Source organism: Nocardia africana NBRC 100379 (assembly GCF_001612635.1).
Lineage (GTDB): Bacteria > Actinomycetota > Actinomycetes > Mycobacteriales > Mycobacteriaceae > Nocardia > Nocardia africana.
In genome coordinates this window covers 76,012-97,624 of sequence record NZ_BDAV01000009.1, presented here as the reverse complement: position 1 = coordinate 97,624, position 21,613 = coordinate 76,012, and the positions used below count along the sequence as shown (strand labels likewise).

The 21,613-nt window shown below is 67.7% G+C and carries 19 protein-coding genes; 12 read left to right on the top strand and 7 right to left on the bottom strand.

Annotated features, from left to right (window positions below; translation table 11 throughout):
* Window positions 1-50: 50 nt before the first annotated feature.
* The 6 genes from NA3_RS15040 (at window position 51) to cobJ (ending at window position 4,876) form a co-directional block, all read left to right on the top strand.
* Entirely contained in the window at window positions 51-278 is a 228-nt protein-coding gene (locus NA3_RS15040) for a hypothetical protein (protein WP_062964259.1), read from the top strand.
* Between the two features lie 4 nt (window positions 279-282).
* The gene (locus NA3_RS15035) at window positions 283-612 is read left to right on the top strand and encodes a hypothetical protein (protein ID WP_128145270.1); all 330 of its coding nucleotides are present in this window, start codon (window positions 283-285) and stop codon (window positions 610-612) included.
* Window positions 613-686: 74 nt separating this feature from the next.
* A complete protein-coding gene (cobG, locus tag NA3_RS15030; RefSeq protein ID WP_062964257.1) occupies window positions 687-1,880 on the top strand; it encodes a precorrin-3B synthase in 1,194 nt (397 codons plus the stop codon).
* 58 nt (window positions 1,881-1,938) lie between these two features.
* Window positions 1,939-2,508, top strand: a complete 570-nt coding sequence (locus NA3_RS15025) for a hypothetical protein (RefSeq protein WP_062964256.1) — start codon at window positions 1,939-1,941, stop codon at window positions 2,506-2,508.
* A 71-nt stretch (window positions 2,509-2,579) separates the two neighbouring features.
* Entirely contained in the window at window positions 2,580-3,215 is a 636-nt protein-coding gene (locus tag NA3_RS15020; RefSeq protein ID WP_062964589.1) for a precorrin-8X methylmutase, read from the top strand.
* Window positions 3,216-3,283: 68 nt separating this feature from the next.
* Window positions 3,284-4,876 (top strand): precorrin-3B C(17)-methyltransferase, encoded by a 1,593-nt coding sequence (cobJ, locus tag NA3_RS15015; RefSeq protein WP_062964255.1) that lies wholly within the window; start codon window positions 3,284-3,286, stop codon window positions 4,874-4,876.
* Between the two features lie 68 nt (window positions 4,877-4,944).
* Here cobJ and NA3_RS15010 read toward each other — a convergent pair whose 3' ends face one another.
* From NA3_RS15010 to NA3_RS15000, 3 genes are all read right to left on the bottom strand, one after another.
* Entirely contained in the window at window positions 4,945-5,676 is a 732-nt protein-coding gene (locus NA3_RS15010) for a cobalt-precorrin-6A reductase (protein WP_062964254.1), read from the bottom strand.
* A 19-nt stretch (window positions 5,677-5,695) separates the two neighbouring features.
* A complete protein-coding gene (locus tag NA3_RS15005) occupies window positions 5,696-6,304 on the bottom strand; it encodes a DUF8020 domain-containing protein (protein ID WP_062964253.1) in 609 nt (202 codons plus the stop codon).
* A gap of 1,273 nt (window positions 6,305-7,577) precedes the next feature.
* Window positions 7,578-8,339: a PaaX family transcriptional regulator C-terminal domain-containing protein gene (locus NA3_RS15000; protein WP_062964252.1), complete on the bottom strand. Its 762-nt coding sequence runs from the start codon at window positions 8,337-8,339 to the stop codon at window positions 7,578-7,580.
* A 182-nt stretch (window positions 8,340-8,521) separates the two neighbouring features.
* Between NA3_RS15000 and NA3_RS14995 the strand changes: the two genes are divergently transcribed.
* On the top strand, window positions 8,522-9,508 hold the full coding sequence (locus NA3_RS14995) for an AurF N-oxygenase family protein (protein ID WP_062964251.1): 987 nt from the start codon (window positions 8,522-8,524) through the stop codon (window positions 9,506-9,508).
* Between the two features lie 18 nt (window positions 9,509-9,526).
* Window positions 9,527-11,152: an acyl-CoA dehydrogenase family protein gene (locus tag NA3_RS14990; RefSeq protein WP_062964250.1), complete on the top strand. Its 1,626-nt coding sequence runs from the start codon at window positions 9,527-9,529 to the stop codon at window positions 11,150-11,152.
* A gap of 281 nt (window positions 11,153-11,433) precedes the next feature.
* Here the strand turns inward: NA3_RS14990 and NA3_RS14985 are convergent, their stop codons facing one another.
* The 4 genes from NA3_RS14985 to NA3_RS14970 form a co-directional block, all read right to left on the bottom strand.
* Window positions 11,434-12,768, bottom strand: coding sequence for an FAD-dependent oxidoreductase (locus NA3_RS14985; protein WP_062964249.1), 1,335 nt, complete (start codon window positions 12,766-12,768; stop codon window positions 11,434-11,436).
* An 88-nt stretch (window positions 12,769-12,856) separates the two neighbouring features.
* Window positions 12,857-13,648, bottom strand: a complete 792-nt coding sequence (locus tag NA3_RS14980; protein WP_308189520.1) for an SDR family NAD(P)-dependent oxidoreductase — start codon at window positions 13,646-13,648, stop codon at window positions 12,857-12,859.
* Window positions 13,649-13,839: 191 nt separating this feature from the next.
* Window positions 13,840-14,556 carry a DUF8020 domain-containing protein gene (locus NA3_RS14975; RefSeq protein ID WP_062964248.1) on the bottom strand — a complete coding sequence of 239 codons (717 nt, stop codon included), beginning with the start codon at window positions 14,554-14,556 and terminating at the stop codon, window positions 13,840-13,842.
* A gap of 233 nt (window positions 14,557-14,789) precedes the next feature.
* Complete coding sequence (locus NA3_RS14970; protein WP_128145269.1) at window positions 14,790-16,733, bottom strand: oxidoreductase; 1,944 nt, start codon at window positions 16,731-16,733, stop codon at window positions 14,790-14,792.
* A 138-nt stretch (window positions 16,734-16,871) separates the two neighbouring features.
* Here NA3_RS14970 and NA3_RS14965 point away from each other — a divergent pair, with 138 nt between their 5' ends.
* Genes NA3_RS14965 through NA3_RS14950 form a run of 4 tightly spaced genes read left to right on the top strand, consistent with a single transcriptional unit; the run spans window position 16,872 to window position 21,598 of the window.
* Entirely contained in the window at window positions 16,872-17,909 is a 1,038-nt protein-coding gene (locus NA3_RS14965) for an ABC transporter substrate-binding protein (RefSeq protein ID WP_062964247.1), read from the top strand.
* Between the two features lie 44 nt (window positions 17,910-17,953).
* Entirely contained in the window at window positions 17,954-18,736 is a 783-nt protein-coding gene (locus NA3_RS14960) for an SDR family NAD(P)-dependent oxidoreductase (RefSeq protein ID WP_062964246.1), read from the top strand.
* Window positions 18,737-18,740: 4 nt separating this feature from the next.
* Complete coding sequence (locus NA3_RS14955) at window positions 18,741-19,901, top strand: ABC transporter ATP-binding protein (RefSeq protein WP_062964245.1); 1,161 nt, start codon at window positions 18,741-18,743, stop codon at window positions 19,899-19,901.
* Entirely contained in the window at window positions 19,901-21,598 is a 1,698-nt protein-coding gene (locus NA3_RS14950; RefSeq protein WP_062964244.1) for an ABC transporter permease, read from the top strand. Before NA3_RS14955 ends, NA3_RS14950 begins: the two co-directional genes overlap by 1 nt.
* Window positions 21,599-21,613: the final 15 nt, after the last annotated feature.

Genomic DNA, 21,613 nt, shown 5'->3' with positions numbered 1-21,613 from the left:
CCGCCTGGTCGGGAATTACATGCATGATGATTGCTGTTGCATTGCTAGCAATGGCTTTGGCCGCTGCCGCGGGCGGCCACGGCGGGTTGTTGCTCGTCGCCGCCGGCGCGTGTGCGGCGGTCGCGATCTTCGGGCTGCTGGTCTTCGAGTCCACGGTCCGCCGCGACCACCTCGAGCGCCACGACAATCCACACCTGTTGTCGGACAGTTACGTCGACGATCAGCTGTGGAAGGCCGTGATCAGCGCCCGGGACAGGAGTACCCCGAAGGACCGGTGATCCCATGCCCGCCACCCCGCCTTGGGTGCGGCGCAACCGTATGGTCGCCTGGACCAGTTATTTCTGCGTTCTGATCGGATTCGGCACCCTGGCGATGGGACTGACCGCGGCCGGCAGCGGCCACCGCGGCTGGGCTCTCGTCGCGACCGCGATCTGCACCACCGCATTCCTCAGCGGTATGAGCCTGTTCGGCGCGACCGCCTATCACGACCGGATCACCCATCACGCCGGCCCGAATCTGCTGTGGGATCCCTCCTGGCCGGCCGGCACGCTCGAACAGTCGGGCGCACCGCACCGTGCGCGTCACCGCCTGCGCCTGCGGCGTGGCCACTGAGCCGCCCGTCGTGCGCGCGCCTCGGACGCACCGGCCGCGTTCGGGCCGCCCACGGCTCGTAGGCTGGGAACATCATGACGCGCTCCGCCCCAGATTCCTGCCCCGGTGTCCTGCGACTGCATCAGGCCGCCGACGGTCCGCTGGCCCGGATCCGGTTGCCCGGCGGCGCGATCACCCCCGATCAGCTGCGGGTGCTGGCCGCGGCCGCCGACGAGCTCGGTAACGGCAGTATCGAGCTGACCTCCCGGGGCAATGTGCAATTGCGGCAGATGCACGATGCGGAGGCACTGGCCCGACGCCTCGAGCAGGCCGATCTGCTGCCCGCGCCCACCCACGAGCGGGTGCGCAACATCGTGGCCTCGCCGCTGTCGGGCCGCTTGGGCGGCTGGAGCGATGTGCATCCATTGGCCGCGCAGCTCGACGCGGGACTGCGGCAGGCGTCGGAGTTGGCCGCACTGCCCGGGCGCGTGCTGTTCACCCTCGACGACGGCCGCGGCGACATCAGTGGTCTCGGCGGCGATATCGGCGTCCACGCCACCGACGACACCGAGTTCGCGCTGATCTTGGCCGGGCGCGATTCGGGCGCGCGCATCGGTTCCGACCGTGCCGTGGACACGATGCTGGCGGCGGCACACGGTTTCCAGCGGGTGCGCGGCGAGCAGTGGCGGCTGCGCGAGGTCGCCGACGGCCCGGCCCGGATCCTCACCGACTTGGCCCTGGAACCGACCGCCGAACCGATGGAACTCGATGCCCGCCACGATATTCCGATCGGCTGGCTCGCCCAGGCCGACGACCGGGTCGCGCTCGGGGCGGCGGTACCACTCGGCGCCCTCCCCGCCCGCACGGCGGAATTCGTTGCGGCGGTGGACCATCCGATCCTGATCACCCCGTGGCGCAGCCTGGTGCTGGCCGATATGGACGAGTGGACCGCCGAACAGGTGGTGCGGGTACTGGCACCGATGGGCCTGATCTTCGACGCCAACTCACCCTGGCTCGCGGTGACCGCGTGCGCCGGGCGGCCGGGCTGCGCGAAATCCCTCACGGACGTGCGGGCCGACGCGGCCGACGCCGTCGCCTCCGGGCGGGTGCTGCCGGTCGGCGCCCCGGCGCCGGATCTGTCCGAGGTCGCGGCCGATCAGGTGGTCGTCGCCGGGCGGCAGCACTGGTCGGGTTGCGACCGGCAATGTGGGCGTCCGGCCGGGGCGGTGACCGAGGTGGTCGCCGAACCCGGCGGTTATCGCATCACGGGGCCGCGCGCGGACCGCTGAGACACCCACCGCCGCGACCCGCTATGCCTCGTCCCCGCGGTTCGCGCACACTGAATCGATGGACCCGTCCGCCGCACAGCCGTCCACCGCCGCCCTGCTCTCCGACGCGCAGATCGAGCAGCTCTCGCTCGCCCAGCGGCTCGAATTGGTCGCACGCCTGCGACCGGACCGGGTGCGGCCGGATCCGCGCCGGGTGCGTGTGGCCCGGGGGCTGCGGCTGTGGCTGATGGTCGGCGGCTCTGTCGCGATGATCCCGTGGCTGGTCTACCTCGGGCTCACGCTGCCGGAGGAGTACAACGCGAACAACTGGTCCCTCGTGTGGATCGGATTCGACATCCTGCTGGTGGTGATGATGACGACCACCGCCTATCTCGGCTGGCGGCGCCGGGCGCTGCTCATCCTGCCCGCCTTCGGCACCGGAGTGCTGTTGTTGGCCGACGCCTGGTTCGACACCACGACCGCCGGTCCCGACGACATCCGGGTCTCGATCGCGACGGCCGTCCTGGCCGAACTCCCGCTCGCGCTTCTGCTGCTGACCGGGGCGCTGGCCCTGTTCCGCTATCTCGTCCTCGCCAATCCCCTGCACGATCCGGCCGAATCGCCGTGGCGGGCGCGGTTGCCGTTCTGATGTCGCGGGCCGGAGGCGCCTCGCCCACGCTGCCGCTCGGGGGCCGGATTCCCACCGCTAGGGTGATGCGCATGTCCGATGTGCGTACCAGCTACCTCACCGACGGGGCCGAGATCTATCGGCGCTCGTTCGCGACGATCCGGGCCGAAGCCGATCTGGCGCGGTTCCCGGCCGATGTCGCGCAGGTGGTGGTGCGCATGATCCACGCGTGCGGCCAGGTCGATCTGACGACCGATATCTCCCACACCCCGCAGGTCGTGGCGGCCGCCCGCACCGCCTTGCGCGGCGGCGCGCCAATTCTGTGCGATGCCACCATGGTCGCCTCCGGCGTCACCCGCAAACGGCTGCCCGCCGACAACGAGGTGCTGTGCCTGCTCGCCGATCCGCGGGTACCGCAGCTGGCTCAGGAGATGGGTAACACGAGATCGGCTGCGGCACTGGAGTTGTGGCGTGATCGGCTCGACGGCGCCGTCGTCGCGATCGGCAATGCCCCGACCGCGCTGTTCCATCTGCTGGACATGCTCGACGCCGGCGCACCCCGGCCCGCCGCGGTGCTGGGAATCCCGGTGGGCTTCGTCGGCGCCGCCGAATCCAAGCAGGCGCTGGCCGAATACGGCGACCTCGACTACCTCACCGTGCACGGCCGGCGCGGCGGCAGCGCCATCACCGCCGCCGCCCTGAACGCGATCGCGAGTGAGCAGGAATGAGCGCTCAGGGTGCTGAGGCAGGGCACGCAACCACGGAGCGCCCCAGCTCGTTCCTCGACCGGCGCAGCATGAGCGCCCAGGGTGTGGCTCCCGGAAAGTTGTGGGGCGTAGGGCTCGGGCCCGGCGACCCTGAGCTGGTGACGGTGAAGGCGGCCCGCATCATCGAATCCGCCGATGTCATCGCCTTCCACAGCGCCCGTCACGGTCGCAGCATCTCCCGCTCGATCGCGGCGCCCTATATGCGGCCCGGCCAGCTGGAAGAACATCTCGTCTATCCGGTGACCACCGAGACCACCGACCATCCGGGCGGCTATCAGGGCGCCATCGACGAATTCTACGAACGCGCCGCCGACCTGCTGGCCGGGCATCTGGCCGCGGGCCGCACCGTCGCGCTGCTGGCGGCCGGCGATCCCCTGTTCTACAGCTCGTACATGCATATGCACCGGCGTCTGGCCGACCGGTTCCCCGCCGAGATCATCCCGGGAATCACCTCGGTCAGTGCCGCCTCCGCAGCGCTCGGCACACCGCTGGTGGAGGGTGAGCAGGTGCTGACCGTGCTGCCCGGGACCATGCCGCCGGATCAGCTCGCCGAACGCCTCGCCGACGCCGACGCCGCGGCGATCATGAAACTCGGCCGCACCTATCCCGGTGTGCGGCAAGCGCTCTCGAAAGCCGGGCGGCTCGACGACGCCTACTACGTGGAACGCGCCAGCACCGGGCGGCAGCGGATCCTGCGCGCCGCGGATGTCTCCGACGCCGAGGTGCCGTATTTCGCCATCACCGTCGTACCCGGACCCGCACCGACCACCGAGATACCGTTCACCACCGCCGAAACCACTGCGACTCAGGACCTTTCGACCACAGCCGACGCCCCCGAGGTCGGCGAGGTCGTCGTCGTGGGGCTGGGCCCCGGCTCCCAGCAGTGGACCACGCCCGAGGTCACCCGCGCCCTCGCGGCGGCGACCGATATCGTCGGCTACACCACGTACGTGAATCGGGTGCCGGTCCGCCCCGGGCAGCGCCGTCATCTCAGCGACAACCGGGTCGAATCCGAACGCGCCGCCATGGCCTTGGATCTGGCGAAATCCGGAGCGCGCGTGGTCGTCGTGTCCTCCGGCGATCCCGGGGTCTTCGCGATGGCGGCCGCGGTCGTCGAGGAGTCCGCGGATCCGCAGTGGCGTGACGTGCCCGTGCGGGTACTGCCCGGCGTCACCGCGGCCAGTGCCGTCGCCGCCCGCATCGGCGCGCCGCTCGGCCACGACTTCGCGATGATCTCGCTCTCGGACCGGCTCAAGCCGTGGGAGACGGTGGCACAACGCATTTCGGCGGTCGCAGCGGCCGATATGGCGATCGCGATCTACAATCCGGCCTCCACCCAGCGGCGGTGGCAGGTGGGCGCCCTGCGCGAGCTCGTCCTCGAGCATCGCGGCCCGGACACCCCTGTGGTGCTGGGTCGCGACGTGGGCGGACCGACCGAATCGGTGCGCGTGACGACCCTGGCCGAGTTGAATCCGGACGAGGTCGACATGCGCACGCTGCTCATCATCGGCGCGTCCACCACCGCGACCGTCGATACGCCGCACGGGACCCGGGTGTTCACCTCGCGGCGGTACGGACAGGCCGCGAAGGACAACGCGGCGACGGTGGCGGCCGACCGGTAAGGCCCGCCGGTCGCATTGCTCCGGGAGGCCGCGAGATCACCGCGTCGAAGGCGAGCCGATCCGCGGCCTCAGAGCGCGGTCAACCACTCCCACGCCGCCGCAACCGATTCCGCGCATTCGACACCCTCGGGCACGGGCGGCCGGTCGACGACGACGACCGGGATGCCGCACGTGCGGGCAGCGGTCAGCTTGGCCGCGGTGAGGTCGCCACCGCTGTCCTTGGTCACCATCGCGGAGATGCGATGCTCGCGCAGCAGATCGACCTCCTGCGCCACGCTGAACGGACCCCGGGCGAGAAGCAGAAGATGATGCGGCGGAACGGGTCCGGTGGGCGGATCGATGGCCCGGATGAGGAACCACGGCTCATCGAGCCCGGCGAAGGCGGCCACGCCCTGGCGGCCGATGGTGAGGAATACGCGGTCGAACTCGGCCGCGGCGCGGGCCGCCGACACCAGGTCCGGCACTCGCGACCACCGGTCACCGGGTTGTTCGGACCACCCCGGCCGGCGCAGATGCACGATCGGCACCCCGCCTGCTCGCGCCGCGGCCGCCGCATGCGAAGAAATGGTGCCCGCGAAGGGATGGGTGGCGTCGACGACCGCGTCGATCGCATTGTCCGCCAGCCAATTCCGTAGCCCCTCGGTGCCGCCGAAGCCGCCGATCCGCACCGCGCCGGCGGGCAGAACAGGTTCGCGCACGCGACCGGCGAGCGAGGAGACGATGTCGAATCCTCGCTCGCCGGAGGCGATATCGGCGAGCTGCCGGGCTTCCCGGGTGCCGCCGAGAATCAAAACCTTCAGTGTCGCAACACTTCCCGTATCAGTTGCCGCTGAAGTAGGCGAAGGCCGAATCGATCAGCGGCTGGCCGCCCGCGACCAGCAGGCCGATCACACCACCCAGCACCGCGCCCGGAATCGAGCCGATGCCGATGAACAGCAGGCCGACCAGGAAGCCGATCACCGCCCCGACCGCGGCACCCAGCGAGGCGTGCTGCAGCTCGGAGAAGAACCACTCCTGACCGGAGATGTTCTTCACCGACGAAATCGGCTGCCCCTGCGGGGTCAGCGTCAGGCTGGTGCCGTCCTCGCTCACCGCGGCGGCGACGGTAGTGCCGTTGGGGCCCTTGGCCGAGAGCGGGTAGCTCATCACCACGGCGCCCTGGTCGTTGGTCAGGGTCACCGCGGACTTGTCCGACGCGAGGGCGAATTTGCCACCCGACACAGTGGTGACGATCTTGTTGCCCATATCGGCGAGTTCGGTGGTGTAGCCGACGCCATGGTCCGTGCCGTGCACGGCCTGGCTCTGCTGGGTCTGAACCTGGCTCGGCGCCGGCGCGGGCGCGGCGGGCTCGGCGTAAGCGGTACCGTAGGCGATGCTCGTCGCCGCGATGGCGATCAGCGAGGTGCCGACAATATTGGTGAATCTCATCTATTTCCCATCGGATCGATCACCCGACATACGATCGGATTGCGCTGCCCCGAAACATTTCCGCAGGTCAGGCGGCTGCCGACTGCAGGAATCGAGCCAGAATCGTTACTTTACCGTCACTTTGAGGATTCAGGTACTCCATCCGTTGGGAGTTGCCGGCGGCTTAGTGCTGGAGCCCGCGCCTGTCGATGTGATGATGTGTGGCCGTCGATGAGCCCTCCGAATGGCCCGATTGCACACTCGCTCTTGTCCCGCTGCGGCCTGCTACCTGAATAGCCGAGGTGTCATGAAAGTGCCCGCACCAGAACCGATCCCGTTGGCCATCCTTGCGCATCACGGCCCAGAGCACACAGCGCGCGATCGTGTAGACGATGCGGTCGCCGAGTGCGATCAGATGCCATCCTCGCTCACCGGCTCGAACCCTCTTCCCCACAAGGTGAGCCACTCCAGCATGACGACGTAGCAGCCGGGTGTCCGTCGGCGGCGCCGACGGAAATCGCCGTTGCCAGCTCTCGGCTGGGGATCGGCACGCCTTCCAGATGCGATCGATGTGTTGATAGGCGGTCCGCGGGTCGTCCGGATGGTTGCTTGACAGGCGCCGCAAACGGGGCTGAACCGCTGGTCAGCGGTATTTGGCACGGCATGAGCCAGTCGATTAGGGCTGCCGATGGCAGCCGATCACCGATTCTCCGGGGACCTACAGAACGTCGACAGGACGTCGCGGAATGATTTCCGTTTCGGAACCCTCCGACTGACTGACGGCGTGCCCGCGTAAGGGTCGTCGCGGCGTCCCGACCGCGCGTGACGGATCCACACCTCTGCCGAAAGCCGTCCAACGGTGGCCGTTCCGTCGCCGATCCGCCATGGAGATCTCTTGACCGATAAACGGTTCTGCGACCTGGTCGCCGCGCTTGGCTTCCCCGCCCACCGTGCAAGCAGTCACCGTCGCCGGCTCCCGCGCCACCCGGCACGTGTAGATTTTGCCGGTCGGTAGACGGACGTCGGAGGCTCGAGCTGCCCGCCGGCGTCCGGGTCTGCCCCGCGATCACTGCCGCGATACGGACCGTCAACTCGCTGGCGCGCTCGGCCGCGGCCGCAGCCCGCTCGACCGCGCGATACTCCATACCGCCACGGTAGGCGCATCCCGGAGAACGGGGTGCATTTGTCACCGCAGCGCAACCCCCAACGGCTGCGGCGACGTAGCACTGAGTGTGACCACTCCTTCACCGCACTCCAGGTCGCCGAAAGTTGGGCTGGAGCCCGGGCGCCAGCTTCACCCGGATACGACCTCTGCGGTGGAGGTACCGAGAAGTTCTTCGGCGAAGGCGGTGAATTCCGTGCGGAAGCCCGCGTACACGTCGCGAAGCGCCTCTCCGGGCCAGCGCGGCGGTAACAGCTCCGTCGGCAGGAGCGGATCGACGAGAATGTGGCGGACCGTGGCTGCGGCGATTTCGAGGCGCGCGGCGATGGTGTCGGCGGTGTCGAAGGCAGACAACAGCCTCCGCGCGGTGTCTGCCCAAGCGCGCGGGCGGAACAATCGTTCGGCCAGTTCGGCGGGGGGCTCGTCGGGGACGCCGGTGAAAAAGGACAACCTGCGTTCGGCGGCAGCGGGAACGACGGTGTGGAGGTTGCGCGGGCGAGCCCACACCCCTTCGCGGATCTCGCCGAACTTCATGTGCTGCAAGGCTTCCCGAAGTGCCGCACGGTCGCTGGAGTCGTCGGCACCGACGGTAACCAACGCCATGCGCCACTGCCCGTCCCAGGCAGCACGATGGGAGGCGACAGCTTCGTCTTGGCGGCGCTGCCGATCGATCAGCCGGGCCGACAGTCGGTAGGTAGCGTCGACACGCTCGAGGTCACCGGCGGCGACCATCCGGGTGAGCGCGGCTCGAACGGCGGATTCCTGCAGTCCCAGCCCAGCCGCCACGCGCACGATCCAACTGACCGGCGCCTCTCCCGGGTGAGCACCGAGCAAGACGCTGAGGATGGCCGACCTCGCCGTTAGTCGCCGGACCCCCGCCGCGCTCGAACCCATGGCTCGATGGTAGCCACCCGGCCAGGGATGGCTCCCAGATCCTGCGGCGTCGCCGATTAGCGACGGAGCTCGAAACCGTCTATTGCATATTTGCCGCGCCTGCGGGAGATTAGTAATACGAATTCAGGTCGTCCGAGACACCCCGTCCGGCGGCCGGCCGAATCAAGTCGGGAGGATGAGCAATGCCGCTCGCGACCACGCGCAACCGGGCAGCTGAGGATGCCGACTACGCCGCCATGTTGCACGCACTGTCGGACGCATCCCTACAGAGGTACTTCAGCCCTTATCGAGACATCGATTGGGATGCACCGGAATTCCGCGTCGAACCCGGCGACCCTCGCTGGATCCTGCCGGAGGTAGACGCACTCGGTCGCCACCCCTGGTACAAGGCGTTACCACGCGACCAGCAAATCGCGATCGGCATGTATCGCCAAGCCAATATCGCCAAGGTGGGCCTGCAGTTCGAACAGCTGCTGATCGCCGGATTCATGATGTATTTGGCGAAACTTCCGAACGGCTCCGCAGAATTCCGCTATGCGACGCACGAAGTGATCGAGGAGTGCAACCACACGCTCATGTTCCAGGAGGCGGTCAACCGCTCCGGCGTCGACGCACCCGGATTCGGTCCCCTGTTCTCACGGCTGGCCCCACTGGTTCCGTGGTTCCCGCGGGTATCGCCGACTTTCTTCTTCATGTGCGTGCTCGCCGGGGAAGAGCCGATCGACCACATCCAGAAGAGTTACCTTCGCAGTGATGCGCACTATCACCCGATCATCCAGGGCGTCATGCGCATTCACGTGGCAGAGGAAGCACGTCACATCTCGTTCGCGCACGAATTTCTGCGCCAGCACGTTCCGCGACACGGCGCGTTGCCGAAGCTTGCACTGTCGATACTGTTCCCCATCGCACTACGGGTGGCCTGTGAGCTGATCGTCACGCCTCCGCCGCAGTTCTGGTCGCAGTTCGACATTCCGAAGTCCGTCCGGCGCGAACTGTTCTGGCAGCTCCCGGAATCACGCAGGACACTGCGCGGATACTTCGGCGACGTCCGCATGCTCGCCCACGACATCGGGCTGATGAACCCGCTCGCCAAATCCGTGTGGAAGGCGCTGAGAATCGACGGCCGACCCTCGCGTTATCGCGGCGAACCCGAGCGCAGCGACCGTTAGTTGAAAGGGGCACATTCGATGGCTACACACGAGGTTCGGAATCAGGTTCCGCCTCTAGTCGACTACGACGCGGCAGACTACCCGGCGCTGACCGAAGCACTACTCCGGGCGGGTGCCCGCCACGTGCTCGAGGAACTGCATAGGGTCGGCCGGATGGCGGGCAGTGCTGAGGCGATGCAGTGGGGTGACCTCGCCGAGGCCCATCCGCCGCAATTGAAGACGCACGACCGGTACGGAAACCGCATCGACGAAGTCGACTACGACCCCGCCTATCACCGCCTGTTGAGGCAGGCAGTCGAGTTCGGGCTCGGCGGTACGGCGTGGACCGATCCGCTGCCGAACCCCCATCTGGCGCGGGCAGCCAAGCTCTCGGTATGGGGCCAGACCGACGCAGGCCATGGTTGCCCGATATCGATGACCTACGGCGTGGTTCCCGCCCTTCGCCACAACGCTGCGCTGGCCTCGCAGTACGAGCCACTGCTGACTTCGACCAACTACGAGCCCGGTTTGCGTGACCCACTGTCCAAACGCGGCCTCCTCGCCGGTATGTCGATGACCGAGAAGCAAGGCGGCTCGGATGTCCGCGCCAACACCACCACCGCAGTGTCGCAATCCGACGGCAGCTATCTGATCACCGGTCACAAATGGTTCACCTCGGCGCCGATGTGCGATGTGTTCCTCGTGCTGGCGCAGGCGCCCGCCGGCTTGTCGTGCTTCTTCGTGCCGCGGGTGCTGCCCGATGGCAGCCGCAACACGTTCGCATTGCAGCGCCTCAAGGACAAACTGGGTAACCGGTCCAATGCCAGTAGCGAGGTCGAATATGACAACACCGTGGGATGGCTGGTCGGCGAGGAGGGCCGCGGTGTCGCGACCATCGCCGACATGGTGAATATGACGCGGCTGGACTGCACGATCGGTTCGGCTTCGGCGATGCGTATCGGTGTCACCCTTGCCGCGCACCATGCGACGTACCGCTGCGCCTTCGGCGCCACACTCATCGATCAGCCACTCATGCGCAACGTGATCGCCGACCTCGCCGTGGAAGCGGAAGGGGCGACCACGGTGGCGATGTGGCTGGCCGGCCTAGTCGACAAGGACGGGAACGAGCATGCCGATCTGCTACGGCGAATCAGCCTTGCCATCAGCAAGTACTACGTGTGCAAACGGGCCCCGATCCACGTCGCGGAAGCGTTGGAATGCCACGGCGGAAACGGATACATCGAAGAGTCGCGGATGCCGCGACTGTTCCGCGAATCGCCGTTGATGTCGATCTGGGAAGGCACCGGGAACGTCGCAGTGCTGGATGTTTTGCGCGCCATGGCCAAACAGCCGCAGGCGCTGGCCGTATTCCTCGACGAGATCAAACTCGGCGCCGGCGCCGATGCCCGGCTCGACGCCGCGATCGCCGCATTGGAGCAGCAGTTCACCGATTTCGACACGATGCAGTACCGAGCCCGGCGCGTCGTCGGCGAGATGGCGCAGGTGCTCCAGGGTTCACTTCTCGTCCGGTTCGGCCACCCTGCGGTCGCCGATGCGTTCTGCGCTTCTCGCCTGGGACGCGACCACGGAGATGTGCACGGCACCCTACCAGTCGGAACCGACATTGCCGCGATCATCGATCGCTGTACGCCGAAGCTGAGTTAGTGCCGCACGGAAACAACGTCTGACGTCGCCCGCTACCGCATCGACGAGTCGCCCGCGACTGTGACGTGAAGTGCTCACGCCGGGGGCGAGGTCAGTGCGCGGTACCTCGTTGGCTCGGCGGAAAACCCGCACCTGGCTCCGACGTCGGCTGTCGAGCACTGTGCGGAGCCTCACTGCGCCGTTGAGGAGACGTCGGATATCGAAGAACTCCGCGCCTTCGATGAGCAGCGAGTCGGCGGGTACGACGCTCGGTGCCGGATCGCGGGTTCGCCGGTGTTGGATCAGGGTATTTCAGCGGTGTATGTGGGTGCCGCGGCGTCGGCTGCGGCCAGGCCGAAGACCAGTGCGGGAGCAATGCCACCGGCGTAGGCGTGGTCGTAGAGGCCGCCGGTATCTGAGCCCACGGCATACAGTCCGTCCACGGTGCCGCCTGCCGCGGCGAGTACTCGGCCGTGCTCGTCGATGCGGATCCCGTGGAACGGGAAGGTCAGGGCGGGAGAGGCTTCGATCACGTAATAGGGTCCGCGGTCCAGCGGGGCCGAGTCGTGCGTGCGTGCGGGATAGGCTGCCGGGCCGGCCGCGTTGACCGCGCGGATCTCGGCCGCGATCGCTGCACCGTCGTAACCCCACTCCGGTGGCAGATAGGCAAGGTCCTCGAGGGTCTCGGCCGTTCCGCAACGGCCGCCGCGGCGCTGGGCGAGGTCGAACTTGTCGACTGCGACCGCGCCCTCGACATAGCTGCCGAGCACCCACTCGCGATATACCCGCTCATCGGCGATCACCAGCCCACGCGACTCCGGCTGCTCGAGCAATCGCATCGTGGTGAGGTGATCGCCCAAGGTCTCATCGGTGAATCGGCGGTTGTCGAGGTTGAACAGGAGCGCGTGCTCGCTGTAATACAGCGACAGCGCAACGAAGTCGCCCGAATCGCGGAACGGTACCCCGGTCGGGACGAGGTGTCCGTAGAACCCGGAGCGGGGCCTACCGGTTGCGGCGCCGACGGCCTCGGCCAGGCGCAGGCCGTCCCCGGAACTGGCCGGGTTCGACCGCAATGGCATCACGCCTGCATTCGGATGGATGTTCTCGGCGGCCAGTCCGGCATCGGCCTGGAACCCGCCGGTGGCGAGAATCGTTGCGGCGGAGTCGACCTCGATCTCTGTGCCGTCCGGCAGGCGCAGGTGCGCACCGGTGATCGCGCCGTCTCGGCTGCGCAATGCGAGCGTTTCGGTCTCGGTGAACAACCGCCCGGCGGTGCTGACCCGCCGACGGCATTCGTCGAGGTACTGGTTGGTGTCGAATTGGTGGCCGAGGCCGTAGCGCAGGATCGGCACGGCCGCAGCGCATTCCACACCGAGCGATTCGACCCAGGCGATCGCGCCCCCGAACCCGTCCACGAGCGCCCGGCGCAGGGCCGGATCGCCGCCGGGGTTGATCTCATCCATCACTTCGTGGGTCGGCGCAGTCCACGCGTACCCGGCGAACCGCGCCGATCCGCCCACGGCCGATGTCTTTTCGACCACCACGACCGAGCTGCCACGCTCCAGCGACCGGGCCGCTGCCGTGAGCCCGGCCATGCCCGCACCGATGACAAGCACGTCGGCCTTGATTACTCGCATGATTACTCCCTCATCGAAACCGCTGCCGCACAACGCGGCTCGCGGTGGGATACAACTGAAATACTCCCGATCCGGCGAGCGCCGTGCGTCAGACGGTGAACCTTCCGCCATTGCTCAGCAGCACCGCACCGATGACGTTCGCCGCCCCCGGGGAGGCGAGGTACAGGATGTTGTCGGCCAGCTCCTCGGCGGTCGCGTAGCCGCGGGTGGGGCCGCTGTTCATTGCGGCCCGTAGATGCGCCGGCGTGCGGGCGGCCATCCCGGTGTCGACCGGGCCGGGCGCTACGGTGTTGACCCGGATTCCCAGGGGCGCAACCTCTTTCGCGACCGCCTGACTCAGCGCGTGCACCCCGGCCTTGGACGCGGCGTAGTGCGGATATCCGATCAGGGTGTCGAAGGCCGAGGAGGAACCCACGGTCACGATCGACCCGCCCCCTGTTTCCCGCATCACCCGGACCGCCTCGCGCAGGACGAAGAAGGTGCCGTCGAGATTGATCGCCATCACCCGCCGCCAGTCGGCGTCGTCGAGCCGGGTGAGCACATCCACCGGTTCGTCGCGTTCGGCGGCCTCGTAGATCCACTGCTTGCTTTTGGGATCGTCGACGCCGGCCGCATGCACCACCACGTCGACCCGACCGTGCTGGGCGACCGCAGTGTCGAACATCTCCCGCACCCGGGCCGGGTCGGCGACATCGAGCCCAGCGCAATGGCCGATGCCGAGCGCGGCCGCATTCCGCGCGGCCGCGTCCGCATCGATATCGCACAGGTACACGGCCGCGGCGCCACGCTGGGCGAGCAGTCGCGCGGTCGCCGCACCGATACCCGATCCAGCGCCGGTCACCACGGCGACCTTTCCCTCGAAGCGGTCTGCGGTCATCATTACCTCCAGATTCTGCGCGGTCGCATCCGGGCGAGCGCCGGCGCGCCGTCGATGCCGGGCAGCGCCGCCCCGTACCCCGGCGAGGTCACAGCTGTCCGGCTCGGGTGACCATGAAGTTCGCCGGGGTGGGCGCGCTCTCGGGTGCGGTGCGCAGGGTCACGCGGCGCCGGACCCGCTGCGGTGGGTGGGGATTACTTGGCGGGAGCCGGTCCGGGTGCCGGTACGGCGGGGGCGGGTTCGTTGATGGTGGTGAAGTACTGCACGGCGGCCATGACGGCGACGGGGGCGGTCACCAGAAGTTGCCCGGCGGCGGTGCCGAGTGCCCCGATGGCCACGATGCCGCCGAGGCAGCCGACGGCGGCAGCGGGGACGAACGGGCCGAACATTCCGATGATGGTCGCGGCGGCGACGGTGGCGCCGGCGATGCCGCCCAGGACGCAGCCGACCGCGGCGCCCCCGAGTCCACCGACCATGGTTCCGATGGTGGCGCCGGTGGTGATGGTGGTGACCATGCGGTTCCAGGCGGCTTGTTCGCGGTCGTACTGGGTTTTCCACGGGGCCTGCTCTTCGTAGGGCAGGGCGACGGGCCGGTATGTGGCGTGTGCCGCGTTGAATTGGGGTGTGAGTGTGGCGGTGCGGCCGTCGATCGCGGCGGCGATGGGGAATACGAAATCGTCCACCCGGAAGGACAGGTCGGATCCGGCGAGGACGGTTCCATTGGGGCTCTTGATCGTGAAGACGCCGTTGTCGGCGGCGAGGCTTCCCGCGTCGATGGTGACGACGGTCCCGGTCGGCGTGGCCGTGGTCCGGTAGTGGATGGCCTCCGGTTGTGATGCTGCCTGCGCGGTTCCGGCGATGCCCACCGTGGCTCCGGCGACCAGTGCGCACATCGCTGCGATTTTCCTCATCGGTGATTCCTCTCATCGGGCTCCTCGGCGTCGCTGCCGAGCAGGTGTGGTTCCGGCGTGCTGCCGGGGAGGGCCCTCGGCCGGTGTGGCGGCCGGACCCTTCAAAGGAGCCAGGGGTGGCTCGCTCGCCGGGGTGCTGTATTCCATTCGGGCAGAGCATGTTCCAGATTCCGATACCGCCGGGGGACGGGTTCACCGGAATCCGGCCCTTGGCCGGCCCATGTTGTCCCGGGTCACGCCGCGGTGATCGGATGCCGACTCGAGGTGATCGCCTGAGCGGCGGCGTACCCCTCCGCGACTGCGTGCGCGACGCGACGCGGCACGATCGCATCGCCGATCACCTGAATCCGGGCGTGTCCCAGCTCCTGCGCGAACGGCTGCCAGTCTCGGGCGATGCGCTCACCGACCGTCACGAACAGGTCGCAGGCCAGTCGAGACCTCTTGCCGGACAAATTATTTCGGTATGTGACAAGAGTTTCCGATGTCGAATCCGGCGCGGGGGCCGTCTCGACAGGCGAAGCCTCCACGATGAAGGTCACCGGACGGCCTGCCAGCCGTTCGCGCAACTGGAGCCGGCTCTCCACGGGAAGCGATGTCCCGAATCCGGGTCCGGGAACAAGCACGGTGACCTCGGCGGCGCCGGCCTCCAGCGCCGACTCGATCGCTCCGACAGCCGGCCAGTACCCGAAGCCGTCGTCGGCGACGACCACCCGGCTTCCCGGCCGAATCCGGTTCCGGTCGACGATGACCTCGGTCGCGCGGCACGCTCCCGCCGTCGACATCTCCGTCGCGCCCGTGGCGATGACGATCTCGTCGAAGCCGTCCATATCCGCAGGCCGCGCGGTGTGTTCGAGCCGTAGCGTCGCGGGGTCGATGTTGTCCTCGTAGAACCGAAGCAACCGGGCCCACCCCGCGCGATGAGGCGCGTGCGCGGCGGCCCGTAGCTGGCCGCCGATGTGAGCGCCTGCTTCGAACAGCGTGACATCGTGGGTGGGCGTCAGTCGCAGAGCGGCCTCCAGTCCGGCGGGGCCGGCGCCGACGATCGCCACCCGGTTGCCGGTCCCGGGCCGGCGGCCGAGCCGCAGCGGCATCGCCGGCCGGTCGCCCGAGCCGCCGGGCCCCAGTTCGGGATTGACCGAGCACAGCAGCGCCGGCGTGAAAGTGCGGCAGTCCTCGTTGCACGAGACGCACGGGCGGATCGCCGAATCGTCACCGCGGAGCAGTTTCCCCGCAATCTGCGGGTCGGCGATGAACGGCCGCGCCATGCCCACGAGGTCGGCGCCGGCATCCAGTGCCAACTCGATGTCGCGGCGGGACCGGAACGCCTGGGAGACCAGCAACGGTCGCGTCGTCGCGGCACGCAGGCGGGCTCCGTGTGTCAGCAGCGGCGGCAGATCGGTCGCCATATCGCGGACATAGGTGGTGCGAACACCCACGGTCACGTTGATGTAGTCGAACATCTCGAGCAGCGGGAGCAGCGCGCACAGCCCGTTGATGTCCATGCCCGCCTCTTCGGCGCCGTCGATCGAAACCCGTACGCCGAGAACGAGTTCCGGGCACGCGTCGGTGAGCGCCGCGTGCAGCCGGTGCAGTATGCGGGCCCGGCCGGAGATCGTGCCCGCGTCGGCGCGGTGGTTGGTGGACGCCGAGAGGAACTGCGCGAGCAGATAGCCGTGCGCGGCATGCAGTTCCACGGCGGCGAAGCCCGCGTCGGCGGCATGCCGCGCGCTCACGACGAAGTCGTCCACGACCCGGTCGATATCGGCCTCGGTCATCGTGCGTGGGCGTACCGGCTCCCGCGGCGACCGGATCGCCGACGGCGCGACCGGATGCCCCCAGATCTCCGCACCGAGTGTCTCGCGCCCGAGATGCACCAGCTGACAGACCGGTATCGCGCCCTCCTGAGCGATCGCGGCGGCGCGCCTGCGCAGCCCGTGGACCGCCTCCGGCCGCCACGCCTCGGTGGTGTTGCCGATCCGGGTAGTCGATTCCGGGCTCACCACAGTTCCGCCGGCGATCACCATCGCCGCACCGCCTGCCGCGCAGCGGCGCCAGTACTCGTCGTCCCCCGGCAACGCCAGACCACCTGCGACGGCTCCGGACCCATGCGCGGTGGCCACCAAGCGGTTGACCAGGCGTAACGAGCCGATCTGCACCGGTGTCGACAGGGTATCCACGCATGCCTCCTTGAACTGGATTCAATTCACATTATTGCCACAGAGTGATTGACACCACAAGGCATTCTGGCTAGTTTCTCAAACTGACATCAGTTCAGTTAGGCGGTTTCTGTGATCCATCAGCAAACACATCGCATCATGAAGATCCTCTCGAAGGGCGTCGCTGTTGGCGCGATCGTGGCCGCCGTCGCGGGCCTGACCGCCTGCGGTGGCACTTCCGGGACGACGAAGCTGGCATCGGGCAGCTGGTCGGACGTAGTCGCCGCCGCGGAACGCGAGGGCAGCGTGGTCCTCTATTCCAGCCAGAAACCGGCGAATCTGGAGTCCCTGAAGCGGGCGTTCGAGGCGAAATATCCACGGATCCGTATGCAATACGTGCGCGGGACCGACGCGGATCTCAATCCGCGGGTGGAGACCGAGAACAAGACCGGCAAAGGTACAGCAGACGTGCATATGCTGACCGACACGGCCTGGATACAGAACGCCGCGCAGTCCGGTGCCTACTCCTCCGATCTCGTGGGGCCCGATCTGCACGCCCCCGAGTACCGTCCGGAAGTCAGCGTGCTGCGCAACCGCTTCGCGCTGTCCGGAGCCGCGGTTTTCGCACTCGGCTGGAACACCGCGGCCGTCCCGGGCGGGCTGCACGACCCACGCGACATTCTCGATTCGAAGTACCGGGGCAAGATCGGCATCACCAACCCCACCGGTATCGCCGCGTACGTCGATATGTACCAGTACTACGAGAAGACCTACGGTTCGGACTACTGGAAGCGGCTCGCCGAGCTCGCGCCACGGGTGTACCCGAGCGCGCTGGGCATCGCACAGGCGCTCACCTCCGGTGAAATCGCCGTCACCCCTTCGGTTCAGCCGTTGAACACCGAGGTCGCCGCGGGCGCGCCGGTGAACTGGGCGCTGCCGCATTCGCCTTTCGGAACTCCCTGGTACAGCGAGGTCACGAAGGTCGCGCCGCACCCGAACGCCGCGCAGGTACTGGCGGATTTCATGGTCACCCGCGAGGGGCAGGTCGCGCTCAATCAGGGCTATGCCGCTGCCCTACCGGATATTCCGGGCGCGGTCGCCCTGGCCCAGGACCTCCCCACACCGGATACGGCGAACCTCACCCCGGAGAAGGTCTCGCAGTACTCCCGCGCCTGGTCCAAGCGCTTCCAGGGCTGATCACCGGTACCGACCCGACCACTCTCATCGACGAAGGACAGCAGATGTACGAGACAGCCGAGCCGCTACGCGGTGTCAATGTGCTGGTGACCGGGGCATCCGGGGGAATCGGCGGCGCGACGGCGGAACTGTTCGCCGGACGTGGTGCCACGGTCTACCTCACCGATGTCGACGATGCCGCGGGCAAGGAGCGAGCCCGGCGACTCGGACCCGGCGCACACTATCGCAAGCTCGATGTCACTGCCGAATCCGATTGGCAGGCAGTCGTTTCCGAGATGGCTTGGGCGGACCACCCGCTCCAGGTGCTGGTCAACTGCGCCGGGTCGGCGCTGAAGGCACCGCTCGAGCACACCACGCCGGAGCAGTTCCGCACAATTGTCGATCAGCATCTGGTCGGCACCTTCCTGGCCTTGCGGACCGCCGCGTCGGCCATGTCCGACGGCGGGGCGGTCATCACGATCTCGTCGCTGCGCGGGGTGCTCGCCACGGCCGAACTGGGTGCCTACGGGGCTGCCAAATTCGGGGTCCGCGCGCTGACGAAGGTCGCGGCCTTGGAGCTGGCCGGTCGGGGTATCCGGGTCAATTCGGTCTGCCCCGGCAGCATCGAGACCGATATCACCGCAGGTCCGGGCTTCGAATCCGATGACGTCCAGGCATATGTGCGCAGTATCCCGATGCAGCGCCGGGGTTCGGCCGACGAGGTGGCCAAGGTGATCGCATTCCTGGCCGGCGCCGACAGCGCCTACATCACCGGTGTGGATCTGCTCGTCGACGGCGGTACCGCCGCGGGCGTCTACACCCCCAAGCGACAGACACTGGAGGCATGAGCCGATGTCGCGATTCAAGATCGCCGAACTGACCAAGACCTACGGATCCACCGTTGTCGTCGATGAACTCGACCTCGAGATCGAGGAGGGGGAATTCGTCGTCCTGCTCGGCCCGAGCGGATGCGGGAAGACGACCACGCTGCGCTGCCTGGCGGGATTGGAAACCCCACAGGGCGGCTCGATCACGTTCAGGGACAACGTCGTATTCGACGGCCCGGCCCGGACGAATCTGCCCCCGCACAAGCGCAATATCGGGATGGTGTTCCAGTCCTACGCGCTGTGGCCGCATATGACGGTCCGGAACAACATCCGGTATCCGCTGAAGGTGCGCAAGCGCAAGCAGGCGATCGCCGACGGCGCGGTCGAGACCGCCGCGGAGATGGTGGACTGCGGCGCCCTGCTCGATCGCTATCCTTCCCAGCTCAGCGGCGGGCAGCAACAGCGAGTGGCCGTGGCTCGTGGTCTGGTCGCACAACCGGATCTGGTGCTGTTCGACGAGCCCTTGAGCAACCTCGATGCCAGGCTGCGTGATCAGGTGCGTAGCCAGATCCACCAGCTACACCAGCGATTGGGCTTCACCGCGGTCTTCGTGACCCACGACCAGGCCGAGGCTTTCGCGCTCGGGGATCGCCTCGCGATCATGAAGTCCGGCAGGATCGAACAATACGACGCACCCGAACGAGTCTTCGAGAACCCGGTGTCGGAGTATGTCGCGGCCTTCATCGGCATGGCCAACCGGCTCGAACTCCACCGCGACCACGACGGCTGGCGAACGTCGGCGGGCGATCCCATCGACCTGACTCACGCGCTGGTCCGGGACTCGGCCGATCGCGGCACGGCGGCGGTCGCGCGGCTGCGTCCCGACGATGTGCTGTTGCATACTTCGGCCCACGATGTGCCGTTGGGAAACGTCGTCCTGAACGCGGAACTGGTCACCTACGAATACGGTGGCCGCTACTTCGATGTGACGGTGACGACCGGCGGCGAGAAGCTACTGCTGCGTGCGGACGCCGCAGTACACGGCCCGGCGCTGCGCAACAGCCGCCCCGGGGCTCCGGTCGTGGTGAGCTTCTCGCCTGCGAACCTCCGGATCTTCTCCACCACAGGCGATCTCCATCCAGCGCCACCCGTGGCGGTGCCGGTGAGCGCGGGAGGACCGGCCTGATGACCACGCTCAGTACCCCCGCAGCCCGACCGATCGCGATTCCGGCGCAGTGGCGGGCCCGGATCGGATATCTGGTCCTGCTCGCGTTTCTCGCCTATCTCGTCGTCGTGCCGATGATCCGATTGCAGGCACTGGCGTTCGAGGACGGAGCGCAGGGCTACCGAAGTCAGTACGGCCGCTACGACATCGGCGAAACGATCCGGACCACGATCGTGCTGGCCGTCGGATCGCTGGTGATCGCGATGCTGCTCGGAACCCTGCTCGCCTTCGCCGCGAGCCGGCTCCCGGCCCACCTCTCGTTCCTGCGTATCATCCCGATCCTGCCGATCGTAATGCCCGCGGTCGCCAATATCGTCGGCTGGACATTCCTGCTGTCCCCCGGACCCGGATATCTCAATGTGCTGCTGCGTCACCTGCCCTGGTGGAGCGGTTCGGACACCGGACCGGTCGACGTCTACACGGTGCCCTGGATCGTCATCCTCACCGGATTCAGTCTGACCTCGTTCGTCTACCTGTTCGTCAGCGCCGGCATGCAGAGCATCAATTCCGAACATCTCGAAGCGGCCCAGATCAACGGGTCCTCAACGGTGGGGGTGTTCTTCCGGGTCGTGCTTCCGCTGCTGCGCCCGTCGTTGGTCTACGGCGGCGGCATCGCCCTGCTGCTGGGCCTGGGCCAGTTCACCGGGCCGCTGCTGCTCGGGCAGAACAAGGGTGTGCGGGTTCTGACCACCGACATGTACAACCGCGTTTCGGAGTCACCGGCGGATTTCGCCGCGGCCGCGGCCGCCGGCTCACCCCTGGTGCTGTTCGGGCTCGCGGTGGTCCTGATCCAGAAAGGCTTGCTGGGCAACCAGAGTCGGTTCGTCACCCACGGTGGTAAGGCCTTCTCGGCGCCGTCGGGTCGCTCCGCCTGGGCGTCGCTGACTCTGCTGATCTACGCCCTGTTGGCCCTGGTCGTCCCCCTACTCGGGCTCGTCATCGTCTCGTTGACGCCGTATTGGTCCGGCTCGCTGTCCCCGGACATCCTGACGCTCGCCAATTTCCGAAGTCTGGCCTCGAACCAGTCGATCGTGGACTCGGTCGTCACCAGCGTCGTCACCTCGCTGATCGCCGTGGCCATCTGCATTCCCATCGGCTACGCGGTGGCCACATTGCTGGTGCGCGGCAAGCGATTCCGGGCCCTCGCGGTGATCGCCGACCTCATCACCGTGCTGCCGATGGGAATTCCCGCGGTGATCTTCGGTGTGGGATTCCTACTGACCTATACCGAGCCGCCGCTGATCCTGTACGGGACCCGCACGGTCATCATTCTGGTCTACATCGTCCTGATGCTGCCCTACGCGATCCGGATGCAGATGACCGCGCTGCTCGCACTCGGCAACACCTACAGCGAGGCGTCGGCGACCAGCGGAGCATCACCGATGGTCACGAACATCCGGGTGATGCTCCCACTGATGCGCCCGACCGTACTCAGCGCCGTCGCGCTGATGTTCATCCTGCTCACGCACGAATTCGCCGCCTCGCTCCTGGTGCGCGCATCGACCACCCAGGTGATGGGGACCCTGCTGTTCGATCTGTGGCAGAACGGCTCCTATCCACTGGTCGCCGCGATGGCGCTGCTCATGACCGCGGTCACCACCGTGGGCGTGGCGGCGGCGATGCTCGTGGGCGGCCGGAACGTGTTGAGCAATCTGTGATCCGGATACGACGGC